This window comes from Nocardia sp. NPDC050717 (genome assembly GCF_040654275.1).
GTDB lineage: Bacteria > Actinomycetota > Actinomycetes > Mycobacteriales > Mycobacteriaceae > Nocardia.
This window is the reverse complement of record NZ_JBFAHR010000007.1, coordinates 303,938-328,514: the sequence shown is the minus strand read 5'-3', so window position 1 is coordinate 328,514 and position 24,577 is coordinate 303,938. Positions and strand designations below refer to the sequence as shown.

Genomic DNA, 24,577 nt, shown 5'->3' with positions numbered 1-24,577 from the left:
GTGGAGATGGAGGCCGCGCACTACGCTCAACACTCAGCCCAGCACACCGTTGGGCTGTCACACCGATAGGTCTCCGGACTCACCGGGGCGGTTCATGCCAGTTCTTACTCGGCAACAGTGGGCATGGGCGCACATGAGATGTTGTGCGCTGGTGTCGTGAGGTGCGGGTAGGGTGCCGCCCGTGTGGTCGCGGGCGAACGAAGCTGAACGGTTACGACAGTCATTGGCGGGATGGCTGGCGTTGGTGGATGCAAGTGGACTGACCTCGAAGCAGACGACGAAGCTGCTCACCGATTCCATTTCAGAGTGGGCAGTGCGCAGGCGGTGGCAGGTCGAGCTTGAGGCTCCTGCCCTGGTCGAGCGGATGTCGGTCAACGGACCCATGCGGGGGCGGCTCGATCTGCTGTGCACCCGCCGGTGGCGCAGGTCGGCGGTGGCGATCGAGATCGACCGCGCCAAACAAGCGGTGGTCGTTGGACAAGTTGGTCGCCGAGGCAGACGCCGGAAACATCGCGCTGTGGGTGCGGTGGGGCGGTGCGAGCGTCATTGATGTTCCGCCGAACGTCGGGCTGATTGACATCCGGGCTACGATCGCCGCCGCCCATTCGCCACATACCGACGACGTGATTGGCGTTGCTCTGCAACAGCGTTCGTTGTGCCAATGAGTTCCGCTGCATCTCGACTGGCGACGAGGGACTTGGTTGGCGTCATGGACGCGGGCGAGGGCTGGCGATTCGCCGCGACGCGGTTGGGTTGGCCGACTGATGGCGGTGGCAACGCTTGGCGATGTGGCGTCCGCGGAGAGGTGCGTGTCCTCGGATACACTGACCGTGCCCGTGCTCCAGGTACCCAACGGAGAGCCTTGAAGAGCAAGCCATTTCCGCCCGGCCGCCCCGATTCCCTCGATGACGCTGGTGAGATCCGGCGCAACGATTGGGCGGCGTTCTCCTCCCTATCGCGGATGGAAAACCATTGGGAGGTAAAGCCGTGGCCGCCCGGCGCGTCGAGTTTCTATTGGTACCTGACATTCGGGCACGACGATTCTCTGGCGTCTACCGCTAGAGCGTGTCAGGACGCGCTCGGATCGTTCCCGCTGCGCCCGGTCGCGGTCGAAACCCTGCATATGACGCTGCTGAAGGTGGGAGGCGTCGATGCGGTCGAGGGTGCCGGGCTGGAGCGAGTTGTCGAGAAGGCCGGCATAGCGTTGCAGTCGGTGAGCCGGTTCGAACTCGCGGTTGGACCTCTGGCGGGCTCGGCGGGTGCGATTCGGTTCTCTGTCTCGCCGTGGTCGCCTGTTCTCGACCTGGTGGAACGTCTCGGTGCTGCGCAAGAATCCGAGCCTGGTCTCGGCCCGGTCAAGTCGGTCGAGAACATGCGACCGCACGTCGGGATCGCCTACAGCGCGGCCCGGCAACCGGTAGCCCCGATCCTCGACAGGATTACTGATCTTCGGGAGCTGGCCCCGGTGACAACGAGTGTCAAGGACGTCAAGCTGGTGCGACTGTGGCGTACGGAATCCGCGTACGAGTGGGAAGAGAAGGCCACTATTTTCCTGATGTGAGCTTGTCCTGTACGGAGGCCACGTTGGCTGTGGACCATGAACGCAATTCGCCCATGTAGTCGGCGACCGCTGGCGTATCGACTGATGACACGGTTTCGGCGAGGTCGTTGGCGCGCTGCCAGACCGAGCGGATCGGCTGGTCTCGGGATGTGGTGAGGGCCTGGACGCCCAGATGCATCGCCTGTTCTATGTCTCGGTTCGATTGAGTCGCGAGGGCGGTTGCGACATCGAGCCGGACCAGGGCCTGGCTCCATACCGAATCCGAGGTGTCGACCAACTCGGAGACGAGTTGTCCGTAGTCGAGTGTGTCGCGGAAGTCACCTGCGGACAGGTGCGCGGTGGCGGCATTGGCCATCACCCGCGCCGCACCATATGGCTCGAACGACAACGCCGCGGTGAGTCCGGACGGAGCATGATTGACGTCACCGAGTTCGACTGCCTGCTCGACGGCGCGTTTCACCCCTTCGGAGTCGCCGAGCTTTCCCAGCGCCCGTGCGAGACCGTTCGAATAGAGTCTGATGGCTTGCTGATTTCCTGCCGCCGTGCGAATACCTTCTCGTGCTGCGTCGGCAGCCCGTTGGTACTTGCCCTGATAGTAGTAGGAGAAGCTTTCCGTTCCCCGAATCCAGGCCATCAGTTCGGGGTCGCGTGCGAATTGGGCGAGTGCGAGCGTTTCTTGAATGTAGATCTCGGAATGCCTGAATCGTCCGAGATTGACCGCCATATACGCCAGCGCACCCGAGAATTGGCCCGCGAGCCGGTACAGACGGGCCAAATGGTGGGGCTGGCGGCAGGCTTCGGTGAGGCTGTCCACTTCGCGCCGCAGGGCGAGGGCTTCGGGAACGAGCCGAATCGGTCCCTCGAGTTCGTACCGGTCGAGGATGTCGCGGAGCGCGATTTCCAGCGCGGTGAGAACGGGCTCCTCAACCGTGTTGTCGTGGAGCTTGCGCATCCGCTGAACGATCTCGGTGGCGTTTTCGAAGTCCTGGAGGCGTGTGGGCGCTGTCGAGACGACGGGCTCGGTGGTGGGTGTCGAGCGGCGGTTGCGCGAGGCTCGCCATGCTGTTTCGCCAGCTGCGACGATCGCTTCGAAACGGTCGCGATCATGCTGGTCGGCGTGCATGCGCAACGTGGTGTCGAGGATTTGCTGTGTCTTGTTCCGCAGCCTGACCGTGCCGAGCCCGGTGCGCCAGTTGTTGATCGTGGTGGTGTCGATGCCGAGCTTTTCGGCGAACTGCCGCACCGAAAGTCGCATCGCTTCCTGTAAGGCGACCGCTTCGAATCCGGTCCACTCCCGTGCTTGCACCATTGTGCCCCGCCTCAGCACCGTCCCCGATCGGGGAAACCTGGATAGTCTGCCCACACTACCCTGATGCCGGGCAGTTCCTGGCCGCAACCAGGCTCGGCCGCAGTGGATTTCGAGAGGCGAACACGTCGGTGCGAAATCTGCCCGCGAGACGCCGCCAATGTGGCTACGGCAGCTCTCGCTGGGTGGTTGATCCTCGTGGCCAGGGGTGGACCGCTGGCCACTGGTGTGCGTAGCCGTGGCGGCCGAGGTAGCGGCTGGTGAGGTGGTGGTGGATGTCGGCGTAGAGCTGGAGTCGGCCCAGGTCGCAGTGGGCGTTGGGGATACGGGTTGTCTCGCTGTTGTAGCGGTCGAGCGCGTTTTCGATGAGAGCGTGCGACAAGTGCCCGTGGGTCATTGCGGTGCTGACGACGAGTTTGGCGAGGTCGTAGCCGAACGGTGCCAGGGTCAAGTCATCGAAGTCGATGATGCCGACGTGATCGTCGGTGAGGATGAAGTTGCGGATGTTGCTGTCTTTGTAGAGCGCACAAGGTAGACCATTGATCTCGAAGTCCTGGGGGAGGACGGATACACGGGGCGAGGTGAAATCGCCGATAGTCAGCGTCGGTGTGGCCTCGAATGGTCGGTCGAGCCGTCCCGCGTGCAGGTATCGGATGTTGGCGACCGTGTGGAGTGCGCCCAGGGCGGCGGCGACCACAGGTAGATCATCGGGGCGCGGATGGTGTCCCTCCAGACGTTCGAGAGCCATTCGTGTACCAGTGACTTCGCGCAACTGCGGAACGCGGACCGGTGCCTCGAGCCGAAGCAGCCATTCATGGTGTGCGCGAGCTATTTCCGCCAGTTGTGGTGTTGGGTAGTTCTTGACGTACGCCGCCGCGCTCATTTCCGGCGGCTTCCGGTCAGGTAGGTGACGGTTGAGGTGGCCGTCACTGCTCGATCACGAGTGCGACGCCGAAGCTCCGCGGCGAGTTTGCGCGGGTTCGTCGCCAGGCGCTGGGGGAGTTGGTATTTGGGGACGGTGATGGCGTAGGCGGCGAGGTGGTCGAAGTCGGTGAACCGGAAGGTGTGTTCGCGGTGGATGACGTCGGTGAGTTCGATTCCGGTGGAGACGATGTCGGCGGCGTTGGTGCTGTTGAAGGTTTCGTACAGACTCGGCCGGCGAGACGCCGAGGGGTCGAGGCCGGTCTCGACCATGAGTTGGTCGATCTCGTGATAGCTGTCGCCTGATTTGGTCGCCAGGACCGCCCGGCCGCCTGGTGTGAGGCAGCGGGCGATCTCGGCAACGACATCGGCGGGCCGTGTGGAGTGGTAGAGGCAGAACGCGGCCACGACCACGTCGAAGGTTGTATCGGTCAGTGGGAGGTGGTGGAAGTCGCCGTGCACCGTTTCCACGGTGAATCCGGCGGCGGTTGCGCGTTCGTTCACGGTGGTCAGGAATGCCGGGGAGATGTCGACAACGGTGTGATGGGTGGGTGCGAGTGCTTCGGCGAGGGCGAGGGTGACTGTTCCTCTGCCACAACCGATCTCGCATATGGTCGGGTGTTTTGGTGCGTAGCGTGTGGCGAGGTCGACGATGGTGGTGGTCGCGTTCTCGCCGCGGGTCTTGGCGGTGAGTAGCGCGTTGGTGCGTTGCTGGGTGCGCCCGGCGTCGGCGTAGAGACCCGCGACGGTGTCGGGATCGGTGAAGGGGGTGGAGGTCATGGACGGTTCGCCTCCGAACAGTTTCGGTGTCAGCTGGTGGTGGAAGATTGCGCGCGCAGGCGGGCGAGGTAGCGGTTGGCTTGGCGGCGGCTGGTGAGCGTGACCAGCTCGACGTGGTCGCCGTGTTCGGCGATTAGCTCGCGGACGCGGGGGCGCATCTGGGCGCGGTAGCCCCAGATGTAGCGCAGGAATCCCCAGGTGATGCGGTCGTATACGCCGTCGCGGTGTTGACCGCCCCGGTAGCGCCAGCGTCGTTGCAGAACGCCGGTGATGCAGGTGATCGCGGGCAGGTCCAGGAAGATGACGGTGTCGGCCGCGGCGAGTCGGATCGGCAGAGTGCCCGCGTAGTTGCCTTCGATCAGCCAACGCGGTGCGGCGACGAGGCGTTGTTGGATGGCTTGGAACTCGTCGGTGGGGAGCGGGTTCCAATTGGCGTCGTAGTAGACGGCGTCGAGGTGGGTCAGTGGAAGCTCGTAGAGGGCGGCGAGCTGGTTGGCGAGGTGAGTCTTGCCGCTGCCGCCGCAACCGATGATCACGATTCGCTGGTCCACGCCCGGCGACGATACCTGCTCCGACTCGGCTGGTTCGGGAGGCCGGTCGTTCATGAGCGCACTCCGATCCGGGAAAGGACTCGATCGAGGGTGTCGAGCTGGCGGGAGAGCCGGAAGATGTCCAGCTTGGCCAGGCACTGCGCCAGTAGGTCGGCATGTGCCGGGGTTCCGGCGATGCGTCGCAGGGCGGCCAGTTCGGCGGTGATGTCGGCTCCGCTGGTGATGTGCAGACGGTCGGGCGTGAACTGGGGTGCGCTGCGGATGTAGGCCGGAGTGAGCGGCAGGCATCCGGCGAGGACAGCTTCGGGCAGGCGCTGGGTCATCTGCCCGACTGCGGCGTAGCGGTCGGGCAGCAGCAACACCGTGGCCAGCGCGTCCCCGTGGATCTGGGCGACCTGGGCGAATGGGACTCGGCCGATGAACCTCACGTGTGGCCATCGTCGGGTGTCGGCCCACTTGCCCGCCACGAGGCAGTCGCGGCGTCCACTCGCCGGGGTGGCGAAGTAGGTGTCGAAGATGTCGTCGCGGTCGTATTGGTTGCCGACGTAGACCAGGCTCAACGGTCGAGCCCGTCGCGCGAGCGCATCGGGATCGGCGGTGTCGAGCGCGGCGTCGGCGACAGGGAACAGCAGGCTGGTCGCGCCGTCGGTGGGGTGCAGCGCCGCCTCGCACACCGTCACCTGGGGTGTGTGCCGAAGCGGATGTCCGGCCGGGAGCTGCAGGTCCTTGTCCCACACGATTGTGGGTAGCCCGTATCGCAGGGTGTAGTGCTCGAGCAGTTGGTGTTGGCGGTGCAGGTCGCAGGTGTGGCCTCGGGTGCCGCACGGTGTGGTGTTGCGGCCGGGGATCGGCCAGCGCCATTCCAGGAACAACGCGTCGATCTCGGGAAGCCCGCCGTCCCAGGTGTAGGTGTGGGTGAGGTCGGTTCCGGCCTCGTATCGGTCGCGGTCGGCCTGGAGGAACACGATCTCGTGACCGAGTGCGCGCAGGCCGTCGATCAGAGTCCGGCGGTGGCTGCGGCCCCCGTCTGGGGTGTCGGTGATCCCGGGCTCGAGGAAGCCCCAGAAGCTGTAGCCGATTCTCATTTGCTCACCCACCAGTCTTCGAGCATCACCGCGTCCAGGCCGCTGGAGAGCAGGCAGTCCAGCGCCATCTCTGGGGTGCCGCAGATAGGTTTGCCTTTGATGTTGAGCGAGGTGTTGATCAGGACCGGGACGCCGGTGATCTTGGCGTACTCGGTGATGACCTCGGCCAGGAACGGGTTCTGGCCTTCGGTGAGGGTCTGGACGCGGGCGGTGCCGTTGGCGTGCACGATCGCCGGGATCTGCTCGCGCGCCCGATCGGTCACCTGGGACGCGACTGACATGAACGGGGTGGGCTGGGGCAGCGTGAAGTATTCCGACGCGGTGGCGGTGAGCGTGACGGGTGCGAACGGCCGGAACGGTTCACGGAACTTCACCGTGTCGTTGAGTTGCTTGACGACCTCGGGGTTAGCGGGCGAGGCCAGGATCGAGCGGTTGCCCAGGGCACGGGGCCCCGCCTCGAGCGGCCCACGGAACACTCCGACGACGGCACCGGCGGCGAGCGCCCCGGCCAGGAATTGGGCCGGATGGGTGGGTTTGGTCGCGGTCAATCCTGGGCGGGGATTCTTCGGCAGCACAACGTCGGCGAAGGCTGGGCCGAGGTAGCAGCGGTCCTGGATGCCGGTGGCCAGCGTCCCGGTGCGGTCCAGATACGCACCGATGGCAGCGCCGATGGCCGTGCCGGAGTCGCCGGGGGCCGGTGGCACGTGCACTTCATCGAACAGTCCGGATTCCACGATCTTGCCGATCGCGACGCAGTTTGCCGCGACACCGCCCGAGACGCATAGCAACCGTGCGCCGGTCAGCCAGCGTGCCCGCACTGCCAGGTGCACCATGACCTGTTCGGTGCGCTCTTGCAGTGCCGCGGCGAGGTCGCGGTGAACCTGCTCGATCGGCCCGTCGCCTCGAGGGGGGCAGGTGCGGGCGATGAACTCGGCGCTGACCCGCGCGAAGCGGCGCGAGAGGACCCGCAGGGGGAACAGACGGGGGTTGAGGGTGAATCCGGTGTCGGTGATCGGGATCGCTTCGTTCATCAGCTCGCGGAATCGGTCGGGGTCACCGAGGGCGGCCAAAGCCATGACGGTGCCTTCCTCGTCACCGCGCCGCCAGCCGAGGTGTTCGGTGACCGCGCCGTAGGCGTAGCCGAGGGAGGCCGGATCATCGATCGCGTCGATGAAGTCGTAGCGGCACCCGCCGCCGGGAGTGCGGCGGGCGTGCGCGATGGTCGTGGTCTGCACCTCGCCGAGAGAGTCGACTACCAACACGGCCGCGTCGTCGTAGCCCGAGGATGCGAACGCGTATAGCCCGTGTGCGCGGTGGTGCAGAATCGACGTTGTCGAAGCATGCGGGAAGCTTCGCCCTAATTGCCTTGTGCGGGAACGTGTTCGGGCCGCTACCCGGGCGAAGCTCACCGCGCGCGGAAGCGCCCTGCCCCGAGTTCTCGGGTCGAGCATGTGCTCGCCGGCCTGCCGAGTGGCGGCAAGGTAGCCCGGGGCGCGGAAGTTGTAGGCGACGGTATCGATCAGTTCGGGGACGAGGTCGCTGTCGCTGAGCAGCCAGTCGACTGCGTGGGTGGGTAGTCCTTGGTGTGTTTGGTGTTGTTGAGGCGTTCTTCTTCGGCGAACCCGATGAGTTCGCCGTCGAGGATCAGCGCGGCGGCGGAATCATGGGTCCAGGAGCAGAATCCGAGGACCGCACGGGGGAGGGAAGTCATGACGCGGGGGCTCCTTGCTTCGCGGGGGCGAGGTGGTCGTACCAGCGCTCCAGGGCGCGCACGAGGTCGCCGTCGGTGTCGGCGAGCAGGGTTCGGGCGTGGTGGCGGTCGCCGGTGCCCCACGCCCGGTAGCTGGCCAGCATCTGTGCGAATCCCGACCAGATCCCGGTCAGTTCGTGGGTGGGAGGTTCGGTGACCGTGTTGCGCAGGACTTGGTCGGCGACGTTCCAGGGGAGAGCGACCTCGGGCATGACCGGGGAGGGTTCGGGATCGTGGGCGAGTTGTTCGGCGGCGCTTACGTGTTCGGTGTACAGGTGCAGCGAATCGATGTGGTGGTGGTACTCGCCCAGCTCGGCACCGAGCCATCCCGCCAGGAGCTCCTGGATCAACGTGTTGGTGAAGATGTCGTAGGGAAAGCCGAGCCAGATGTCTTGGCTGCGCATGGTGGTGTGCATGTGCAGGCGGCCTCGCCGAAGATAGAACCGGTAGCCCAAGGTGCAGGGGACATCGCGGTGACCGCGAGTGTCGCGTTGCGGGTCGTAGAGCTGGATGACGGCTTGGCGGGTGTCGGGGTCGCGTTGGAGCAACTGCCGGACGCGGTCGAGCTGGTCGATGCCGTTCCACCGGCGCATGCGTGGCCCGTACGCGCCTTGCAGAATCCCGTTGTCGGCGTAGCGGGTCAACGCCCGGTTGTACTGGAAGATCCAGTCGTCGTCGGAACCGGACAGAATCCACACGGCCTCGGCCACGGCGAAGGCCGGGTTGAGCAGTCGCAGCGGGGGCACGTCAACGAATCGTCGTCGGGGCTGGGTCAGCCGCAGGTGCGCGCCGAGGATTTCGGTGGTGGCCATGCCGCGAGGGCTGACCGGCTCGCCGAAGTCGGTGAGCGCACGGCAAGCGGAGGTGAACAGCGTGTTGGCGTTGTCCGCGGTGAGCACGATCATCGCGACACCACCTCTTCAACGGTGGGCGTGGGCTTCGGGTGCGGGGAACTCTGTTTGACCATCCAGTCCAGATGCCGGGCGATTCCCTCGCTCAGCTCGACGCGCGGTGTGTAGTTGAGGAGCATGCGCGCCAGCGTGAGGTCGGCGCGAGTCGCCTCGACATCACCGGCCCGGGGTGCCTCCATCGCGAGGGGCACCTTGCGGCCGGTGATCTGGCCGATGATCGAGATCAGTTCGAGCATCGGCACGCTGGAACCACCACCAACGTTGATGACCTCGGCGTCAACGGCTTTCGGCATGTCCGCTGCGGCGAGGGTCGCTGCGACGATGTCATCGACGTAGGTGAATTCTCGCGACTGGTGTCCGTCGCCATAAAGCGCGACCGGAACTCCCGACAGCACGGCCGCCAACACCCGAGAGATCGCCATATCGTCGCGTTGCCGAGGACCGTAGACAGTGAAGTAGCGCAATGCGATCACGCTCGTGCTGGTGTCGGGTCGCGCCGCGTGCGCCAAGCACAGGTGCTCGGCGGCGAGCTTGGTCGCCCCGTACGGCGACATCGGATACGTCGGGTCGGTTTCGGCACTCGGACCAGCGGTCTGCCCGTAGATACTCGACGACGAGGCCAGCACCAGCCGGGAAATCTGAGCGCGCTCACATGCCGACAGCAAGCGTTGGGTAGCAACGACATTCGACGCGGCATAGTCGGGAAACCGCTCAGTCCACGAATCCCGAACGCCTGGTACCGCAGCCAGGTGGTACACCATGTGCGCACCGGAGATCAGCTCATCAAGGTCGTCGGTGGATAGATCAGCCAGGTGCAGACGAAGGCGGGGATTGGTGAGCGCGTCGGCAAGATTGCGGGCGGCGACGGGTTCGTCTACCGACCGACGGTCAATCGCGATCACCTCGTGTCCCCGAGCGAGCAGCGCGTCGGTCAAGTGTGAGCCGATGAATCCGGCCGCGCCGGTGACGACGACTGGACCCAGGTTGGACGATGCGGTTGTCATGCGTGCCTCGATTTCAATTGCGATTTCTAATGCGCTGATGCGCGGCGAATCCCTGGTCGGACAGGGTGTAGACCGCTTCCGAGTGCGGAGTGTGTGCCTCGGTGGCGGCGGTGGCGTAGGCGTTGGTGACGAGCCAGCGCAGTGTGACTGTGACTGGCCCCACGACGCGTCCCGCTGCGATCTGGCGGGCGGTTTTCGGGCCGGTGGCGAGTGCGTCGATCGCCGCTACTTGAGCCCGGGAGAATCCGCTGCGGTCCATTCGCGAGAATCGTTGCGTCATTGTTCGACTCCTTCATCCCGGGAGATGCCCCACGGCGGCATAGGCGCTCAGCTCCCACTCGACGGGGTGAAATCCCTGACTCACGCGGCTGTCGAATTCGGGCCGCCACCGATGGGGTGCGACGAGGCCAGGCGGCAGCAGCCGGTACGGGGCGAGCATGTCGGCCACGGTCGCGTGGTCTCGTGGCCGGTAAGGGATGGCGTGGCACGCGAGCTGGGCCGCCGAATCGCGGATGTCCTCGCCGAACACGTCATCGGTGAGGTGGCTGAAGATGATCCAGCAGCCAGGTGGCAACGCGGAGGTCAGTTCCGTCAGCATCGCCGGGGCGTCGGGCAGCAGTTCGGCGGTGCCGGACAGGCAGATCGCGAGTGGTTGCCCGAGGTCGAGAAACCCAGCGATCTGGTCGAGGACGGCGCAGGTGTCGGTGATGTCGGCCAGGGCGAAGCGTCGGTTCGGGCTGTGTGCGAGTAGGGCGTGGGCGTGGGCGGCGACCAAGACATCGTGGTCGAGGTAGAGGACGCGAGCGGACTCGCCGCGGTGTGTGGCGGCATCACCGACGTCGGGAGGCAGCGCGATGCCGCACCCGAGTTCGACATACTGGTGCACGGCGTGTTCGCGGCTGAGGTATTCCACGGCACGCAGCAGGAACCGTCGCCCCTCGCGTAGCGCGACGGCGAACCTTTTGCTTACGTTGGCTGCGACGATGCGGTCGATTTCGTAGTTGTCCTTGCCGCCGAGCAGCATGTTGCCGACACGCGCACTGCTGGGTATGTCGTGTCGCAGCGCGACCTCGTGATCCGCCATGTCGAACAACTCCAGTGGTAAGAGGGGCTGCCGGGTCCGGCAGCGGGTCAGATGGTTCAGATGCCGGGGCCGACGTGCTCGGCCAAAGCGCGGTCGAGCAGGGCGCGGGCGTGCTCGCCGTAGCGGGCCTGGCCGGCGAGCAGGTCGAAGGTGCGCAGCGCGAGGGCGATCTCGTCGGCGCCGCTGGTCTCGACCGACCCGGTCACGGTCTCGATCGCGACACCGGTTTCGTCGTGGATGACGAAGTTGTCGGCCTGGCCGATGAATTCGGCGTCGAGGGGGATGATGCCGATCTCGACGTTGTCGCGGCTGGTGAGGATGTCGCCGAGCTGGCGGATCTGGGCGGCCATCACCGCATGACTGCCGACGGTGCGCCGCAGCGCGGCCTCACCGATGAGCATGTGGAAGCGGTGCCCGGGTGCGTCGAGCACGGCTTGGCGCTGCAACCGCACGCCCGCGGTCGCCGCGCTGTCGTCGGGCAGCCCGAGCACGGCTGCGCACTTGGTCAGGATCGCGCGGGCGTAGTCGCGGGTCTGTACCAGGCCGGGGATGATGTCGGGGCTGTAGGTGCGCTGGTCTTTGGTGTCGGCCTCGATGTCGATCAGGCTGCGCTGCAACGTTTCCAGGCCGTCCTCGGCGACGGTGTACCAGCTGGAGTAGGACATGGTTCGAACCTTCCGTTCACTGCGAGGTGTTGAGGAATCCGGCGGGGGAGCCCGCTGGGCGTGGTCTGTGGTTGGGGGGAGCGCCCCCGGGAGGTGCGGGGATCACGACGGGCCTCCGGGGGCGGTTCCCCACCCTCGGGCACCACCGGCCGAGAGTCCAGGCGCGGTGAGTCCGAGGTATTCAGGTGGTTTGAGAGTGGGTCAGGCTCGGGCGATGGGGCTGATCCGGGTCTGCCCGTCGACGGTGCGGGTGGTGATGATCTGTCGGGGCGCGAAGGGTTCGCCGTGGGGGTGGTACTCGGTCACGGTCACCGCCCACAGGTCCGTGTCGCCGATGGTGTCCAGGGGTGAGATGGTCACGCAGTGGCGGGTGTCGGCGGGCACGGCATCGATTCCGGCCTGCAACCAGTCGCCGGGCTTGACGGCGGCCTCGGCGGTCAGGAACTGGCGGGCCCGGTCGGCGGAGCGGTGCACGTAGTAGGCGTAGTTGAACCCGAGAATCGCGGCGGGACCACTCGATGCGTCACCTGGGCCAGACCCGGTGACCAATCCCGAGGGAGAGGTGGTTGCCGCGCAGGGGAGTTCGCGTGGTCCTGCTGCGCTGTCGGGTGCTGTCAGTGCCGCGACGACGGCCAGGCCAGCGAGAGCCGCCAGCGTGGCGGCGGCGATCCATCGGCGTCGCCGCGAGCGGGGTGCTGTGGGTATGTCGAACTGGGCGTACACGGTCGGGTCCTTCGAGTGGAGAGGTTCGGGGGTGGCCCCGGAGTCGCTGGGAACGACTCCGGAGCCGCCTTCGCACGGGGCCAGGACCCGGCGACGGGTGGTGGTGTGGGTTCGCCGGGGCGTCGTGCCAAGGCCATTCGGATGGTCGGAAGAGCGCCGGGCGCGGTCAGGGCAGCAGGTAGAGCCGCTCGTTGGGCAGGCGGGGCAGTCCGGCGCTGTGGCCGGGGTAGACGGCCACGGTTCCGGGGCGGCGGGCGGCCACGTCGCAGACGAACACCAGCGCTGCGGTCAGACAGGCGACGAAATCCATTCGCACGCTGGAAATTCGGACGGTGAGGTGGATGTCGGGTTCGTCCGGGCACGGAGACCGCTCGCCGCTGTTCATCGTTGGGCCGGTCTCAGGATCGAGAGCGTGGTCGCGATCACCACCGCCCCTGAGGGCCGGAATGCGCTGGTGGCCGGTGATATCCAGTTGCGGACCATCAAGGGGTCGGGCACTGGGGACGGCAGGGCGATGTCGCCGTCGCGGATGACCACCACCCTCGCTTTCCACAACCGCGCGACTTCGGCCGGGTCGCCGATCGGCCGGATATCGGCCCGCACGAGGTAGGTCCACATGTCGGCGCGTGGGTGACCGATGATCGACAGCGGTGCGACACCGCGAAAGTCGAGGCTGGTCTTGACTCGCTGGGCGAGTCCGGTTGGCATCATCACCGCGCCGACCAGCCCGGCTCGCATCGTGATCCGGCCCGTGGCCGGGTCGATCACGGTGGGAAGCGAGCAGATGCTGCGGTAGAACTCGCAACGTGTGCGGGGTGTCTCGCAGTACGGGTGGACCGGTGTGCTGGTTTGTGTCATTTGAACTCTCCGGACGGTTCGGCAACGATGGTCACCCATCCGGCTGCCTCCATGGCCTCGAGTTGCCGCGCGAGGGTCGCCGGCGAGCGATCGAAGCGCTGAGGGACCTCGACATCGGCGAGGGCGCTGGCCGAATTGCCTTTTTCGAGGAGGTCATGCCTCGACGGGTGCGAGTTCAGCTCGATGCGGTCTGTCATGCGCGGCCTCCCTGATAACGCTTCCAACTTCGAGGGGAAACGTGTCGGGCGGCTGCGCCTCGGCTTCCCCGGAAACGGGTTCCTGGTGAAAATCGTGGCCCGTCAGCGGTATCGGAAGGAACCGCACAGCGGTGGCGTAGCGTAGGCGTACCGTAGGCATTTCCCAGTTCAGGAGCTGGAAAGTTGGGGGCCGGATGATACGAGGGCGGGAATGGACCGGCTTCGAAGCTGCCGCGCTGCAAGAGGCGATGCGACAGCCGATCCGTCAGTTCGCCGCGATGCTCGGCGTCGAAACGACCACCGTCAACAACTGGCGGTCAGGGCTGAGCGCGGTCAAACCCCGCTCAGAAAAGCAGGAGATCCTCGACACCACCTACGCTCAACGTACGACGGCCGAGGACCGGGCGCGGTTCGAGCAAATCCTCGCTGAGGGCGAATCGGCCTGGCGAGCGCGACACCCAAAACCCGCCCACAAACAGCGAGTCCCGATCGCCGACGGTGAACCTACCGACAGCGGTCCCGATGGTGAGCAAACCATGGTGCCCGCGGCGAGCTCACCCGATCGAGGATCGGCTGGGTTCGACGGACAACTGGCCGAGGCCGACGACTTCTCCGGCTTGGTGACCGATATCGAAACTGCCTTCTGGACCGCAGGCAACGTCACCGACAACGGCTCGCTTCGTCCGATCGCAGCGCTCATGACAGCCAGCCGGGCAGTCACACGACTCAACATGGCCGGCGAGTACACCACTCTCGCGCTGCTAGTGGGACCGCTGATCACCGACCTCTACCGGTACACACGGGACGGCAACGACCGTGATCAACGCATCGCTTGGGACGTCTTGACCCAGGTCGCATTCGACACCTCGGTGGTGATGCGCGCCCGAGGACACCTCGCGGAGGCATGGACGGCCGCGCGCGCCGCCGAAGACGCTGCTCGCACGATCGAGAGTCGACCGGGGATCGCGGCGGCAGCGTTTGTCAGTAGCCAGGTTCTCCTGGCCCGACCGACCTCGGCGAAAGCTGCGCTGGATCGCGCGGAAACCACTGCGGCGCTCGCTGGGGCGCAAGCACAAACCGCCAACGAGGTGCAGACAGTCGGAATGCTGCACCTGCAGGCTTCGTTGGCGACAGCGGCCACCGGTGGCGACCCTCGCGATCACCTCGAACACGCCGCCGAGTACGCCGTGCGGCTCGACCGCTCCATCACGGCTGACCACTCGACCGTCATCGCCAACACCACCTTCGGCTCGTCGAACGTAGCGCTGTGGACGATGTCGGTCGCCATGGAAGCACATGAGCCAGATACTGTGCTCGACCTGGCAAGGAAGCTGAAACCGCAAACCTTGCCGACCCCGGGCCGGGCCGCTCAGTACTGGGTCGAGGTCGGGCGTGCAGCAGCCTCGCGTCGTGCTCACGAGAACGCTCTCGACGCGTTCCTGCGAGCGGAAAGCATTGCACCAGAACATGTTCGGAACGTCGACACTGTGCAGGATGCTGTTGCGCAGATGATGCTGGAAGCCAAGCGCAGCCTCACCGCAGGCGATCTGGGTAGCCTGGCCCAGCGTGTAGGCGTAGCGGTGGTCTAACCCGGACAGAGCCTGATCGCGCTGCCATGATGGGACTCATGACTGATCGAACTCGGGTTCTGTATGCGATCGTGACCGGTGCGTCACCAGCTGACACTGTCGGCGAACTGGTCGACCTCGCACAGGCAGACGGCTGGGATGTCTGTGTGGTCGCCTCGCCCAACGGTGCCCGCTTTCTCGACGTCGAAGCGTTGGAAACGCAGACCGGCCACCCGGTGCGCTCGCAGTTCAAACAGCCGGGAACCGACGACCTGCTGCCCCCTGCCGACGCGATCATCGCCGCGCCGTTGACCACGAACTCGCTGGCCAAATGGGCATCCGGGATCGGTGACACACTCCCGCTTGCGCTGCTGGTGGAGGCAGTAGGCGCGGGGCTGCCCGTGGTGGCGATCCCACATGCAAAGCAGGAACAGATGAACTTCCCGGCTGTCCGCCTCGCGCGAGAACGTCTTGCGGAGTGGGGCGTGCGATTCATCCGTATTACCGAGGACGCCGACACCGGCCCGCTTCCCTGGTCGTCGGCTCTGAGCGTGCTACGAGAACCATTGCTCGCTGCGGGTCGGCCCTAGCCTCGCCGCCGCTCCGTCTGGTTGAGTGAGACGGTGGTTCCGACGAGCACTATCACCCGCGTCCGCACCTTCGACGGCTTGTATCTGGCCGCTACTCTCGTCACCGCCGACGCTCCCTCCCGGCAAGCAGTGGTCATGGTGCACGGTGGTGGCGTCACTCGCGAGGAGGGGGATTCTTCACCCAAGGATGACTGCGACGTCAACCCTGCCATCCTCGCTGCCTTGTCGCCCAACGTCGACGAAAACCACGACTTCTTCTCCGGCTCTGGCTCGAACTACGTCATCGGCAAAGCCGTCGAAACGCAGGACTCGGATTGGGCATTCTGACGGCGCCCGAATCAGGTCACCGGGAGCGGAGGACTGGCGCGTCCTGGCGACAATCGGCGCCCGTGCCCTCGACGGCCCGGCTGTACAGGTTCCTGGCGGCAAGGGACTTTCGCTGCACCACAGCGACTTCGGTCGATCGGATGCGCTCAAGGGGTGATGCTCACGGCGAAAGTCGTCAAGAATCAGGTGTATGTCGAACCCGACGCCGAACCCCTCCGCGACGCCTCCGCCCTCGTCGCCCGCATCCTCATCACCCGCCGCCACGCCGGCGCCCTCGACGCCACCGACTCCGTGGTGGAAGAACCCTGCCGTCATCGGTGTCGCGGGGTTGATCAGTGCTATCGCGGCCGTCCTAGCGCTATTCCGCGACACAATCGACTTCAAAATCGGGTCGAAACCGGATTCGCCGAGCACGTCGCTGATGTCCACGCCGAATGCAGCGCCCGCTACCAACGCCCAAACCTACGGGTGGGGGCCAATGCGGGAAATGTACAGCACCAAGGAAACCTCCCCAACAGCAGTTTTTAATAGTATCATTGACAATCCCGCAATGGGCGACGAACGCGACTATGTAAAGTGCCGTATTACGGACGATCAGAAGAGGATGTACTCGGATGAGGTGGCAATTCGAGACGACATCGATATCTCTGTCTATGTATGGATAGATAACTCCAGTATCCGCGCTGATCAGGCCATCACGGGTGCGCACATGGACTTGCTGATTAGCTCTGAACCGTCGGCTAGCCCTGCCCTGAATGTCTATCTCACCGGAGATAATGTAGTCAAGGTGTGGAACGGATGCAAGATACTTTCAACAAAACCGACAACGCTCTCCTATATTCCGGGAAGTGCAACTCTGCACATACACGGCGCTTCGTCCATGAAGATCGCTGACGCGGTCATTCGTGGGGACAAACCCTTGCCGGGAGTGCGCGGAAACGCCGAGGGTGTGATTGGCGGTGACGCAAAGCCGTATGGGTATGTCGAATTCAGGGTGACGGCATTTGTCAGGTAGATCCACGTGCACCGGCTGGGGTGATCGTCAGGAAAGTCTCCGCGCTACCCGTGTGACGACAGGGCGACTGGTCCATCCTGGTCGGTAGCCGCGCGCAGTCGAGTGATCTCCACCGCGAGTACTCGCTGTTCCAAAGGCTCGATGGAGAAGGTGAACTCGGCGACCACACTGAGGTAGCCGCCCACCTCCATCGTGTGGCTGTTCCAGTCAGGATCCAGCATGCTTACCTGATCGAGTTCGTCATCGTGCAGCGCGTAGAAATCGGCCTTGTACAAGAAGCCCTCATAGCCGAGTTCGAGCACTACCGTACGACCGGACCCGATCAACGCACTGCCGCTGTAGCCGTCTCGGATGTACTGGAACAGCAGCTCGGGAACCTCGATCGAGGACACCGTCGGTGATTCGAGCCCAGCGATCAGGCCCGCCTCTTCGACCAGTTCCTCGAAACCGCCATCTCGCGTCGTGGTCTCCATCGCCGAACCGACGAGATTGAGAAGCGCGTCCGTCATCGGTTGATGCAGCAGTTCCCGCACCCGACTCGGTGCCATTGCTTCGGCCGCGGCCTCAGCGCGGGCTTGCTGGGCGATGGTGAGAGCATCATCTATGTTTCGTGCGAAACGTACTGCCGTCAAGCCGAGTTCGGAGAGCTGATTGTCCAACTCCGGCTTGGGATTCGCCTCGTTCTTCTTGAGGCAATCGTTGTCGTTGCTCACGAATAGGGCGCACCGGTGCGGATCGGCTATCGCTGCCTCGATAAACGTCCACCAGATCAACGCATCGCGATAGCCCTTGTCGGTGCTGTCGAACGGGGGGTGCGACCGCAACGACCATTCCACGATCAGGTCATGCGGTGGTGAGGGGACCGGTGCGACGCCAAACCCCTTGTCGGCCAACTGGTCACGGAACCGCTCGCGCGCGCGATCTTGACTGAGTTCCTCGGTGGCCCGCAACTTCCGGATCTCCGGGAGGTGCGACAAGACCGGCCACTCATCCATCAGGACCGCTGCGGCCAGGTTCTCCTCGATCAGTTTGACGGCTCGCTCCAACTCTTTGCGAGATGTCTTGGCATCGTCGGACATGTGCCGAGCGGTCTCTCGCACAACGACTTCGGGGAACACCACCTCAACCTCATCCGCCGCGACAGCCAGAGCCAACGCCCTCCAATGCGGTGACCGCAGCGCACGATCGGTGAAAACCATATTCGTATCGATCACCAACAAGGGCCGCTGCACCGACACCTAGAACCCCTGCCCTTCATCCGCGTTCAGAACACGATCGCACACTACAGCGATGGCGCGGCGCACGGTGCGATCGACCGGACTCAATCCGGCTACGGGCTCACCGATCCAACTGTCCGATGCCCGCAGCTGTGTACATGCGATCCTCCCCGAGACCGGTGATGCAGCTGGCCTATCAACGGTAGCGGTAGGGGCTGACAATCTCGAGAGCTTGCGCAGGCCTCGCTCGGTGCACGAAAGCCGCTGGTGCACAGCCGCGACCGGCGCAGCGTACGCGTGCCTAGGGGACGTATGTGGGGGTCTAGAGCCCGAAATCCGGTCGACGGTCGGATCTGTTGACATCGGTCCCGGATTGTTCGTCGATGCCGAATTCGTCGTTGGTGGCGTCGTATTTCCGTCGTGCGCGCTCTTCGCGCCGTCGTTGGGGACCGGTCAGATTCTCTCGCCTGGTGTGTTCTGCGCGGTGGACGGTGAGCTCGGATTCGAGGGTCTGGCGCAGGGCCTCGACGGTAGTGTCGCGGACGATTGCTTCCTCGGCGGCCGCGTGGCCTTGTGCGTCGACGCGGCGTTGATCGTCGGGGGTGCGCTCGGCTTGAGCTGCGAGTTCGTTGGCGTGCCGGTTGGCGGTGCGGGCAGCCGCGCGGGTTCGTTCGTGTAGTTCCCGGTGGTCTCGATGGTTGCGTACCAAAGTGTTGATGTGTGTCTGGAGGGCGGTTCGTTGTCGGCGCCGAAGGATCGGCAGCGCGTCGAGTTCTTCTCGCGCCGTTTCGAGCTGGCTTTCGATGTTGTGGAGTCGACGGATCGAGGTGTCGAGTTCCCGGGCACGCAGTAGTGCGAGGTCGCGGGCGCTGTCGGCGGCGAGCTGATGCTCGGCGACCGCGGAATCGGGCTCGATTTCGACAGGGGTCCGGCGGACCGGCGCGAAGAAATCCGCCTCAGTAGCGAGGTTGCTCAGGCGCAGGGCCAGGCCGTTGATCGTATCGGCGAGGTCGCGGTCGGACAGACGTTGGACCGGATCGAGCATGGGCACTGACTGTGCGGCGACGGGATGGTCGGCCAACCACTGCTCGATGAGGGTACGGCCCCTCCTATCAAGGGTCCGCCAGTCCCGACGTAGCATCGCCAACGCGGCAGCGGCGGGATGAGTGTTGGTGATGTGGGCGCAGCGGGCCGTGAGGTGGTCGGCGGGTTCGTGTTCGGGGATTGCCGGGCGATCCGTGTCACGACACGAGTGGCACAGGCCGTCATCGGAATGCCGGGGTGGCACAGGAATGGTCGCGTTGCGGGGGCGTTCGATCCCGCAGTCGACACATGGTAGGCCAACGACTGCGGGCATAGCGGCAAGGTCGTAGTCGATTGCGGAACCGGTGGACCGAGGTCCAGGCCGGTTCTGGTGGTCCGGTTCGAGGCCATCGGAGGGCTCTGAGGCGTCGTGATAGGAATCGAAGGCGTCGTTGCCCGCGGCCTGTACTGCGTCGAACAGTGTCGGTGTGATGGTTGGATCGACGTGTTCGCGATGGTTGTAGACGGGGCTTGAATGGCTACGCGCCGGTTCGGGTTCGGGTTCGGGGCGGTAGGTGTGAGGGTCTGTCGCCGGTGTGCAGGCCTGGATCAGGTCGCGATGCTGCGGGAATTGTGCTGCGGCCCAGTGGAGTCGGGCCACAGCGATGGGGAAGCTGTATCGGTAGAGGGTTTCTGAGACCGCGGTGAGTATTGCTCGTTCGTCGTCGGAGAGTTCACTGCTGAACGCGCGGTACCCAGCAATAGCGGCGGTGATTCGCCCGGCAGAGAACAGATGGGCTATGTCTTCGAGGACGGCGGCGAGGTCGTAGCTGGCTGTGGTGTGGGTGTTGGTGCTGACGGCATCTGGCTTCGTGATCGGGGCCTCGGCGGCGACCGAGGCGGTCGGAGCGATGTTGTCGGTCGCCGGCGTGACAGGTGGGGGCGCGGCGGGTTGTGGTGTCGGGGTGTGGTTTTGCAAGACATCGATGCGCCAGGCCAATGCTGCTGCTAGCTGGTCGGCGCGCAGTGGCGGAGCGTCGTCGGGTTGTGCGCCTTGGAGCAGTTCGTACGCGGTGATGAGGAGATCGCGCGTGGACCAGGTGCGGGTGGCGCCTTCGACCGCGGCGACGACACGAGGCCATGCAGCTTCTGTGGTGACCTGATCGGCCATCTCGGCGCCGAGGACGGCTTGCAGGTCGGGCAGCCAGTCGGGCCGGAGCAGGTCGGTGCCGGTGACGTCGAGAGCCGAAGGTTCCAGTTCCAGACGCGCCCACAGCGCAGCGGCCGGCATCTCATCCGGCAATGGACGCTCCGCGGCCGCGTGGGTGAGCAAGGTGGTGATGTCGAGACCAGCCCGCGCGGCGAGGTCGATCTTGTCGGCCACGACCGGCCAGAACGCGTCGGTGTTGATACGAGGGTCGAGGTCGTCGACGACGTGTGCCCACCGATTACGCGCCGCGGCCGGGGCACCTGCGGCAGCGGCGACTTGGTCGTCGAGGCACTGTTGGTGTGACCGTTCGAGAGCGATGTAGCGGGGCGGCCCGGTCGGACGGATGTCGGTGTCGGGAATGTGCAGGCCTGCCCGCCACACCGCGAGGTCCCCGAGCAGCACCGGGTCGCTGCCGAGCAAGGGTCGCGCCCAGGCGGGCGCAGTGGCCGGAGTCCACCTGCGCACGCCATCGCGGATCTGTGTGGCGAGGGCAGCCACGATCTGTTCGCGGGCCTGAACGGGTTCAGTGAGCGCCTGGTCGGCGACACCGGCCGGCAGACCTGGTGTCCAGCTCAGTGGCCCGGTGCCGGCGGAATGGGCGCCGGTGGGGTCTAGTCGCCAGTCCAGCACCGCGGCCGGATCGTCTGCGGTGTCGAGTTCCCGGGCAGCTGCTGCGGTACGCAGCGCGTCGATCGGATCGGCGCCGGTAAGGGCGATCAGGGCCAGGTGCTGACGCAGGACCGGGTAGGCAGGGCTGTCGGTCAGGTCCAGGTGCACAGTCTCGGCGGCACGGTCGAGTTGGGTGAGGTGGTCGGCGCCGAGTGCTTGTTCGGCGGCCAGGCCGAGGGTGTCGAGGTAAATGTCGACCGCGCGTCCGATCCGCAGCACCGGGTCCAGGGCGTCGCGGAGTTCGGTGTGCGCGGATTTCTGTGCCGCGTCGCGGGCCAGGACACGCTGCAGGACCTCGACCGCGGTGCGTGGATGCACGGCGGGTTCGGTGTAGATCGAGCCCTCGGCGCCGTCGAGCGCGGTGACGAGGTAGGAGTGGTTGGCGTGGATCCCGCGGGTCATCGCGACATAGAACTGCTGGCGGGATTCGTGCCCGGACAGCGCGACATGGCAGGTGTCGGCGGTGATTCCCTGGGCGGAATCGATCGTCGCGGCGTACCCGAGATGCACGTGGGCGCGCACGTACTCGGCGGGTAGCCGCACCGAATCCGCGCTGTCGATGCCGTCACTGCGGTGGGCCACGGTCAGCGAACCGTCGTCGTGGACGGCGGTGACGGTCCACGAGGAGCCGTTGCGCACCCAGTCGGTGGCGCCGAAACGCAAGCGCGGGTTGTTGCGTCGGGTGCGCACGGTGTCACCGACCGAGGCGCACAGACCGTCCGCGAGTCGAACTTCGGTGTCGTCGGTGGTGGGAGTTCGGGTGCGTCGGTCGGCGCGGGCGCGGGCGTTGAGCGCGGTGACGATCTGGTGGGTGGGCGCGAGCATGATCGCGTCGTGGCCGGCGTGGTGGTCGGTGGCCCACGCGGTGTAGGTGTCGTCGTAGACCGATCCGGTGTGTCCGGCGTGGATGCGGTCGTTGTCCAGATACCACCCCAGCGCGAACGGGTCGCCGTCTCGGACACCGATGGAGGCGGTCGCTTCACCGGTGGACGCGAATCGGACGACGTGGGACAGGGTCACCGACTGTTCGGGGGAAGCAACAGCCATGTCGGGGTCGGCGCCGCCGGCTTCGATCGCGGTCAGTTGACGGTCATCGCCGATGCAGCGCACCGTGGCCCGACGCGTGGACAGAAATTGCAGCAGCCGTAGGCGTTTGAGGTTGCCGAGTTTGACGTGCTCGTCGACGATCACCAGCGTCCGGTCGTCGATGTCGAGGACCCATTGGGGCAGTGACGGTGGCTGATCGCGGGCGTTGTGGGCAGTGGTTTCGGTGGGGGAGTGGCGGGCGATGACGTCGAGGAGTTTGTCGACGGTCTCGGCGCGGGTGCCGATCGAGTCCCCGAGGACCGCGGCCGCGGCAGCGGTCGGCGCCATACCCAGTACGGTGCCACCGCCTGAATGCCATGCGCTGGTGAGGACTTGCATCGCGGTCGTTTTGCCGGTCCCGGCGGGTGCGTTCGCGGTATGTACCAGCAGACCGGAGGTGGCGAAGGAGGAAATGACACCGACCTGTCCGGCATTGAGGGGCCGGTCGGGGTGCGCGGCGCTGAACTGGTTGACCGCGGCGTCGACGAGTTCGGGATCCAGGGCGCGGGCGCCGGGCTGGACCGACAGTTCGATCAGCGCTGCTTCGACGTCGAGTGTGGGTTCGGTGGTGTAGATCTGGGAGTTCGGGGGTGCGTGGACGGCGGTGCCGTCGCTGCGCCGCAACCAGGACGGTATCGCTCGCAGGCAGGGTTGTTCGGTGAGGTCGGGATCGCCACGCGCCACCGCGGACTGGGGTGACAGCGCGGCAGCGACGACCTGGTCGGGGACCCAGTCCCAGTCGGCAGGGTGCACTCGGCCGCGGAGTTGGCGTTCGACTTCGGCGCGCAGGTTGAACGCGCGCCACGTCGAACGACGTTCCGATACCGCGGCCAGCGCCCGCTCCGCGGTCGCGGCGATGAACGCCGCATCGGGTGTCGGGCGGGGTATCGGCTGCACCGACAACGTGTTCAGCACGACCTGCTCGACCGCGGCACGGCCGCCGAGCAGATCCGCGGCTTCGTCCTCCCACCGGGCATGTTGCTGGGGTGGGGAGTCGGGAAGGTGTTTGGCGGGACGGGTATTCAAGGTTGCCTGTTCGGCGAGAGCATAGACCTCTTTCGGCGTTGGTTCGCGCTGGTGGCGGGCCTGGAAGTCGGCAGTGAGTTCGTCGAGGCGGGTGTTGATCGCGGTGGCGCGCTGCGACCAGGCGTGGATCAGTTCAAGGGGGACACCGACGACTTCGCGGATCGGGACCCGCTGGACGTCGCGGTCGCGGCGGGCTTCGAACTGCCAGCCCACTGCGAGTTCGAGGTAGTGCTCGAGGCGGGAGTCGTGAATCTCGGAGACTGTGACCACGGCTTGGTAGAACAGGCGCGAATCGATGGTGCGCCACTTGCCGTCACGGGTGCGGACCTTGTTCGCCAGCAGGACGTGCGTGTGCAGCTCAGGGTCACCGGCGCGGCTGTCGCGATGGGTGAAACACGCCGCGACCATCCCCTCGACCTCGACGTGACGGACGCCGTTGCGCCCCAGCCGTGTGTAGAGGCCGTTGCGTTCCAACCACGTCAGTGCGTCGGTGATCGCGCGCTGGTGGGCGGCTTCGATCCGGCGTCGTATGTCCGGCGGGGCCAACGCCCACAGTGCCGCGACGCTTTTCACCGGGGAGAAGGTGAGTTCGAGGGCGGCCACCGCGGTCTGGTTCACTCGCGAGTTCTTGGCCACCCACCCCGATAATTCCCGCGTGTTCAACGGGGGTCGGTGGTTTTCGGCGGTGAACATCTGTGTGGCCAGACGAGTCCGGATTTGCGCGCGTACATCGTCGGCGATCGGCGTGCCGGGATAGAGATTCTGTGCTGAGTTGTGTGCTCGGTAGGCTTCGGCGCATCGCTTCCGATAGTCCGAACGCAGGTCGTAGGTGCGGAATTTGTTGCCGAGTCTGGTTGCTTTTTCCGCGGCGCGTGCCGCGTCACGCTCGCTGGCGCCAAGCGAGATCTGGTGTTGGTGGACCTGGGCTCGGATCTGTTCGGCGTCGGGGTGCAAGCCCTCGCCGAACAGTGCCTTCATCTGCGACTCGGTGACCTCGGCCCCTACGGAGATGCCGAGCGAACTCAGTCCGCTGCCGTGCCAGCGTCCGGGGGCTTCGCCGTGCGCGGAGTAGTACTGCGACAGCGACGCGCGGCCGCGTGCGGTTCGATCGTTGGCGGCGGTTTGCCGTAAATAGTATTGGTAGCCGTTTCCTGCGGCGACCCGGTGTGCGGTCGCGACCATGTCTCCATGAAGCATTAGCGAATTCGACTGTCGCAAGCGGCAATTGATTCGGTGAGACTACTCTGGGCAACTTTCGACAACGATCGACAACTGCGTTATTGAATTGTGTCCCTGAATGCCAGATGTCTGCTTTCTGAATGGGCGGAGAGAAGCGAAGGGGAGGTGTGGGGGAGTGCGGAAGAGCGGAGGGGCGGCGATGTGCGGCGGCGGGTAGGGGTGGGCTGGGTGCCGCGATGGCCCGTAGAAGCGGGTGAGGTGGGGGCGTCGG

The 24,577-nt window shown here is 65.6% G+C and carries 23 protein-coding genes and 1 pseudogene; 6 read left to right on the top strand and 18 right to left on the bottom strand.

All coding sequences use genetic code 11. The features are described from left to right. The first annotated feature begins 473 nt into the window (after positions 1–473). Both AB0H56_RS17350 and AB0H56_RS17345 read left to right on the top strand, forming a co-directional pair. A complete protein-coding gene (locus tag AB0H56_RS17350; protein ID WP_357163790.1) occupies positions 474–665 on the top strand; it encodes a hypothetical protein in 192 nt (63 codons plus the stop codon). 197 nt (positions 666–862) lie between these two features. After that, the gene (locus AB0H56_RS17345; RefSeq protein ID WP_357163788.1) at positions 863–1,561 is read left to right on the top strand and encodes a 2'-5' RNA ligase family protein; all 699 of its coding nucleotides are present in this window, start codon (positions 863–865) and stop codon (positions 1,559–1,561) included. Here the strand turns inward: AB0H56_RS17345 and AB0H56_RS17340 are convergent. The 16 genes from AB0H56_RS17340 to AB0H56_RS17265 form a co-directional block, all read right to left on the bottom strand. After that, entirely contained in the window at positions 1,545–2,870 is a 1,326-nt protein-coding gene (locus tag AB0H56_RS17340; protein WP_357163785.1) for a hypothetical protein, read from the bottom strand. The two genes, AB0H56_RS17345 and AB0H56_RS17340, sit on opposite strands and share 17 nt — an antisense overlap. Before the next feature lie 163 nt (positions 2,871–3,033). After that, on the bottom strand, positions 3,034–3,750 hold the full coding sequence (locus tag AB0H56_RS17335; protein WP_357163782.1) for a phosphotransferase: 717 nt from the start codon (positions 3,748–3,750) through the stop codon (positions 3,034–3,036). Further along, positions 3,747–4,568: a class I SAM-dependent methyltransferase gene (locus tag AB0H56_RS17330; RefSeq protein ID WP_357163779.1), complete on the bottom strand. Its 822-nt coding sequence runs from the start codon at positions 4,566–4,568 to the stop codon at positions 3,747–3,749. Before AB0H56_RS17330 ends, AB0H56_RS17335 begins: the two co-directional genes overlap by 4 nt. A gap of 29 nt (positions 4,569–4,597) precedes the next feature. Beyond that, the gene (locus tag AB0H56_RS17325; RefSeq protein ID WP_357163776.1) at positions 4,598–5,173 is read right to left on the bottom strand and encodes a hypothetical protein; all 576 of its coding nucleotides are present in this window, start codon (positions 5,171–5,173) and stop codon (positions 4,598–4,600) included. After that, the gene (locus tag AB0H56_RS17320; RefSeq protein ID WP_357163773.1) at positions 5,170–6,204 is read right to left on the bottom strand and encodes a hypothetical protein; all 1,035 of its coding nucleotides are present in this window, start codon (positions 6,202–6,204) and stop codon (positions 5,170–5,172) included. The genes AB0H56_RS17325 and AB0H56_RS17320 overlap by 4 nt, the downstream gene beginning before the upstream one ends. Then, on the bottom strand, positions 6,201–7,655 hold the full coding sequence (locus AB0H56_RS17315; protein WP_357163770.1) for a carbamoyltransferase C-terminal domain-containing protein: 1,455 nt from the start codon (positions 7,653–7,655) through the stop codon (positions 6,201–6,203). The genes AB0H56_RS17320 and AB0H56_RS17315 overlap by 4 nt, the downstream gene beginning before the upstream one ends. 68 nt (positions 7,656–7,723) lie before the next feature. Then, positions 7,724–7,915: a hypothetical protein gene (locus AB0H56_RS17310; protein ID WP_357163767.1), complete on the bottom strand. Its 192-nt coding sequence runs from the start codon at positions 7,913–7,915 to the stop codon at positions 7,724–7,726. Further along, a complete protein-coding gene (locus AB0H56_RS17305) occupies positions 7,912–8,859 on the bottom strand; it encodes a thymidylate synthase (protein WP_357163764.1) in 948 nt (315 codons plus the stop codon). The genes AB0H56_RS17310 and AB0H56_RS17305 overlap by 4 nt, the downstream gene beginning before the upstream one ends. Next, positions 8,856–9,869 carry an NAD-dependent epimerase/dehydratase family protein gene (locus tag AB0H56_RS17300; RefSeq protein WP_357163761.1) on the bottom strand — a complete coding sequence of 338 codons (1,014 nt, stop codon included), beginning with the start codon at positions 9,867–9,869 and terminating at the stop codon, positions 8,856–8,858. Before AB0H56_RS17300 ends, AB0H56_RS17305 begins: the two co-directional genes overlap by 4 nt. Positions 9,870–9,882: 13 nt before the next feature. After that, a complete protein-coding gene (locus AB0H56_RS17295) occupies positions 9,883–10,128 on the bottom strand; it encodes a hypothetical protein (protein WP_357163758.1) in 246 nt (81 codons plus the stop codon). 33 nt (positions 10,129–10,161) lie between these two features. Next, positions 10,162–10,953 carry an SAM-dependent methyltransferase gene (locus AB0H56_RS17290; RefSeq protein WP_357163755.1) on the bottom strand — a complete coding sequence of 264 codons (792 nt, stop codon included), beginning with the start codon at positions 10,951–10,953 and terminating at the stop codon, positions 10,162–10,164. A gap of 56 nt (positions 10,954–11,009) precedes the next feature. Then, a complete protein-coding gene (locus AB0H56_RS17285; RefSeq protein ID WP_357163752.1) occupies positions 11,010–11,618 on the bottom strand; it encodes a DUF5753 domain-containing protein in 609 nt (202 codons plus the stop codon). Positions 11,619–11,819: 201 nt separating this feature from the next. Next, positions 11,820–12,341, bottom strand: a complete 522-nt coding sequence (locus AB0H56_RS17280) for a hypothetical protein (protein ID WP_357163749.1) — start codon at positions 12,339–12,341, stop codon at positions 11,820–11,822. A 166-nt stretch (positions 12,342–12,507) separates the two neighbouring features. Beyond that, positions 12,508–12,657 (bottom strand): hypothetical protein, encoded by a 150-nt coding sequence (locus AB0H56_RS17275; protein ID WP_357163746.1) that lies wholly within the window; start codon positions 12,655–12,657, stop codon positions 12,508–12,510. A gap of 65 nt (positions 12,658–12,722) precedes the next feature. After that, positions 12,723–13,109: a DNA-directed RNA polymerase subunit beta gene (locus tag AB0H56_RS17270; RefSeq protein WP_357163743.1), complete on the bottom strand. Its 387-nt coding sequence runs from the start codon at positions 13,107–13,109 to the stop codon at positions 12,723–12,725. 86 nt (positions 13,110–13,195) lie between these two features. Continuing rightward, positions 13,196–13,396: a hypothetical protein gene (locus AB0H56_RS17265; RefSeq protein WP_357163740.1), complete on the bottom strand. Its 201-nt coding sequence runs from the start codon at positions 13,394–13,396 to the stop codon at positions 13,196–13,198. Positions 13,397–13,644: 248 nt separating this feature from the next. Here AB0H56_RS17265 and AB0H56_RS17260 point away from each other — a divergent pair, with 248 nt between their 5' ends. The 4 genes and pseudogenes from AB0H56_RS17260 (at position 13,645) to AB0H56_RS17245 (ending at position 16,896) form a co-directional block, all read left to right on the top strand. Beyond that, entirely contained in the window at positions 13,645–14,985 is a 1,341-nt protein-coding gene (locus AB0H56_RS17260; protein WP_357163737.1) for a hypothetical protein, read from the top strand. Between the two features lie 38 nt (positions 14,986–15,023). Next, on the top strand, positions 15,024–15,554 hold the full coding sequence (locus AB0H56_RS17255) for a flavoprotein (protein WP_357163734.1): 531 nt from the start codon (positions 15,024–15,026) through the stop codon (positions 15,552–15,554). A 180-nt stretch (positions 15,555–15,734) separates the two neighbouring features. Then, positions 15,735–15,881 (top strand): annotated as a pseudogene (locus tag AB0H56_RS17250) (ribonucleotide-diphosphate reductase subunit beta); the annotation flags it as partial. Between the two features lie 190 nt (positions 15,882–16,071). After that, positions 16,072–16,896 (top strand): hypothetical protein, encoded by an 825-nt coding sequence (locus AB0H56_RS17245; protein ID WP_357163731.1) that lies wholly within the window; start codon positions 16,072–16,074, stop codon positions 16,894–16,896. Between the two features lie 44 nt (positions 16,897–16,940). On the opposite strand, the gene AB0H56_RS17240 is transcribed toward AB0H56_RS17245, so the two are convergent. Together AB0H56_RS17240 and mobF are read right to left on the bottom strand one after the other, a co-directional pair. Then, positions 16,941–18,134 carry a PIN domain-containing protein gene (locus AB0H56_RS17240; protein ID WP_357163728.1) on the bottom strand — a complete coding sequence of 398 codons (1,194 nt, stop codon included), beginning with the start codon at positions 18,132–18,134 and terminating at the stop codon, positions 16,941–16,943. 301 nt (positions 18,135–18,435) lie between these two features. After that, positions 18,436–24,309 (bottom strand): MobF family relaxase, encoded by a 5,874-nt coding sequence (gene mobF, locus AB0H56_RS17235; protein ID WP_357163726.1) that lies wholly within the window; start codon positions 24,307–24,309, stop codon positions 18,436–18,438. Between the last annotated feature and the right edge of the window lie 268 nt (positions 24,310–24,577).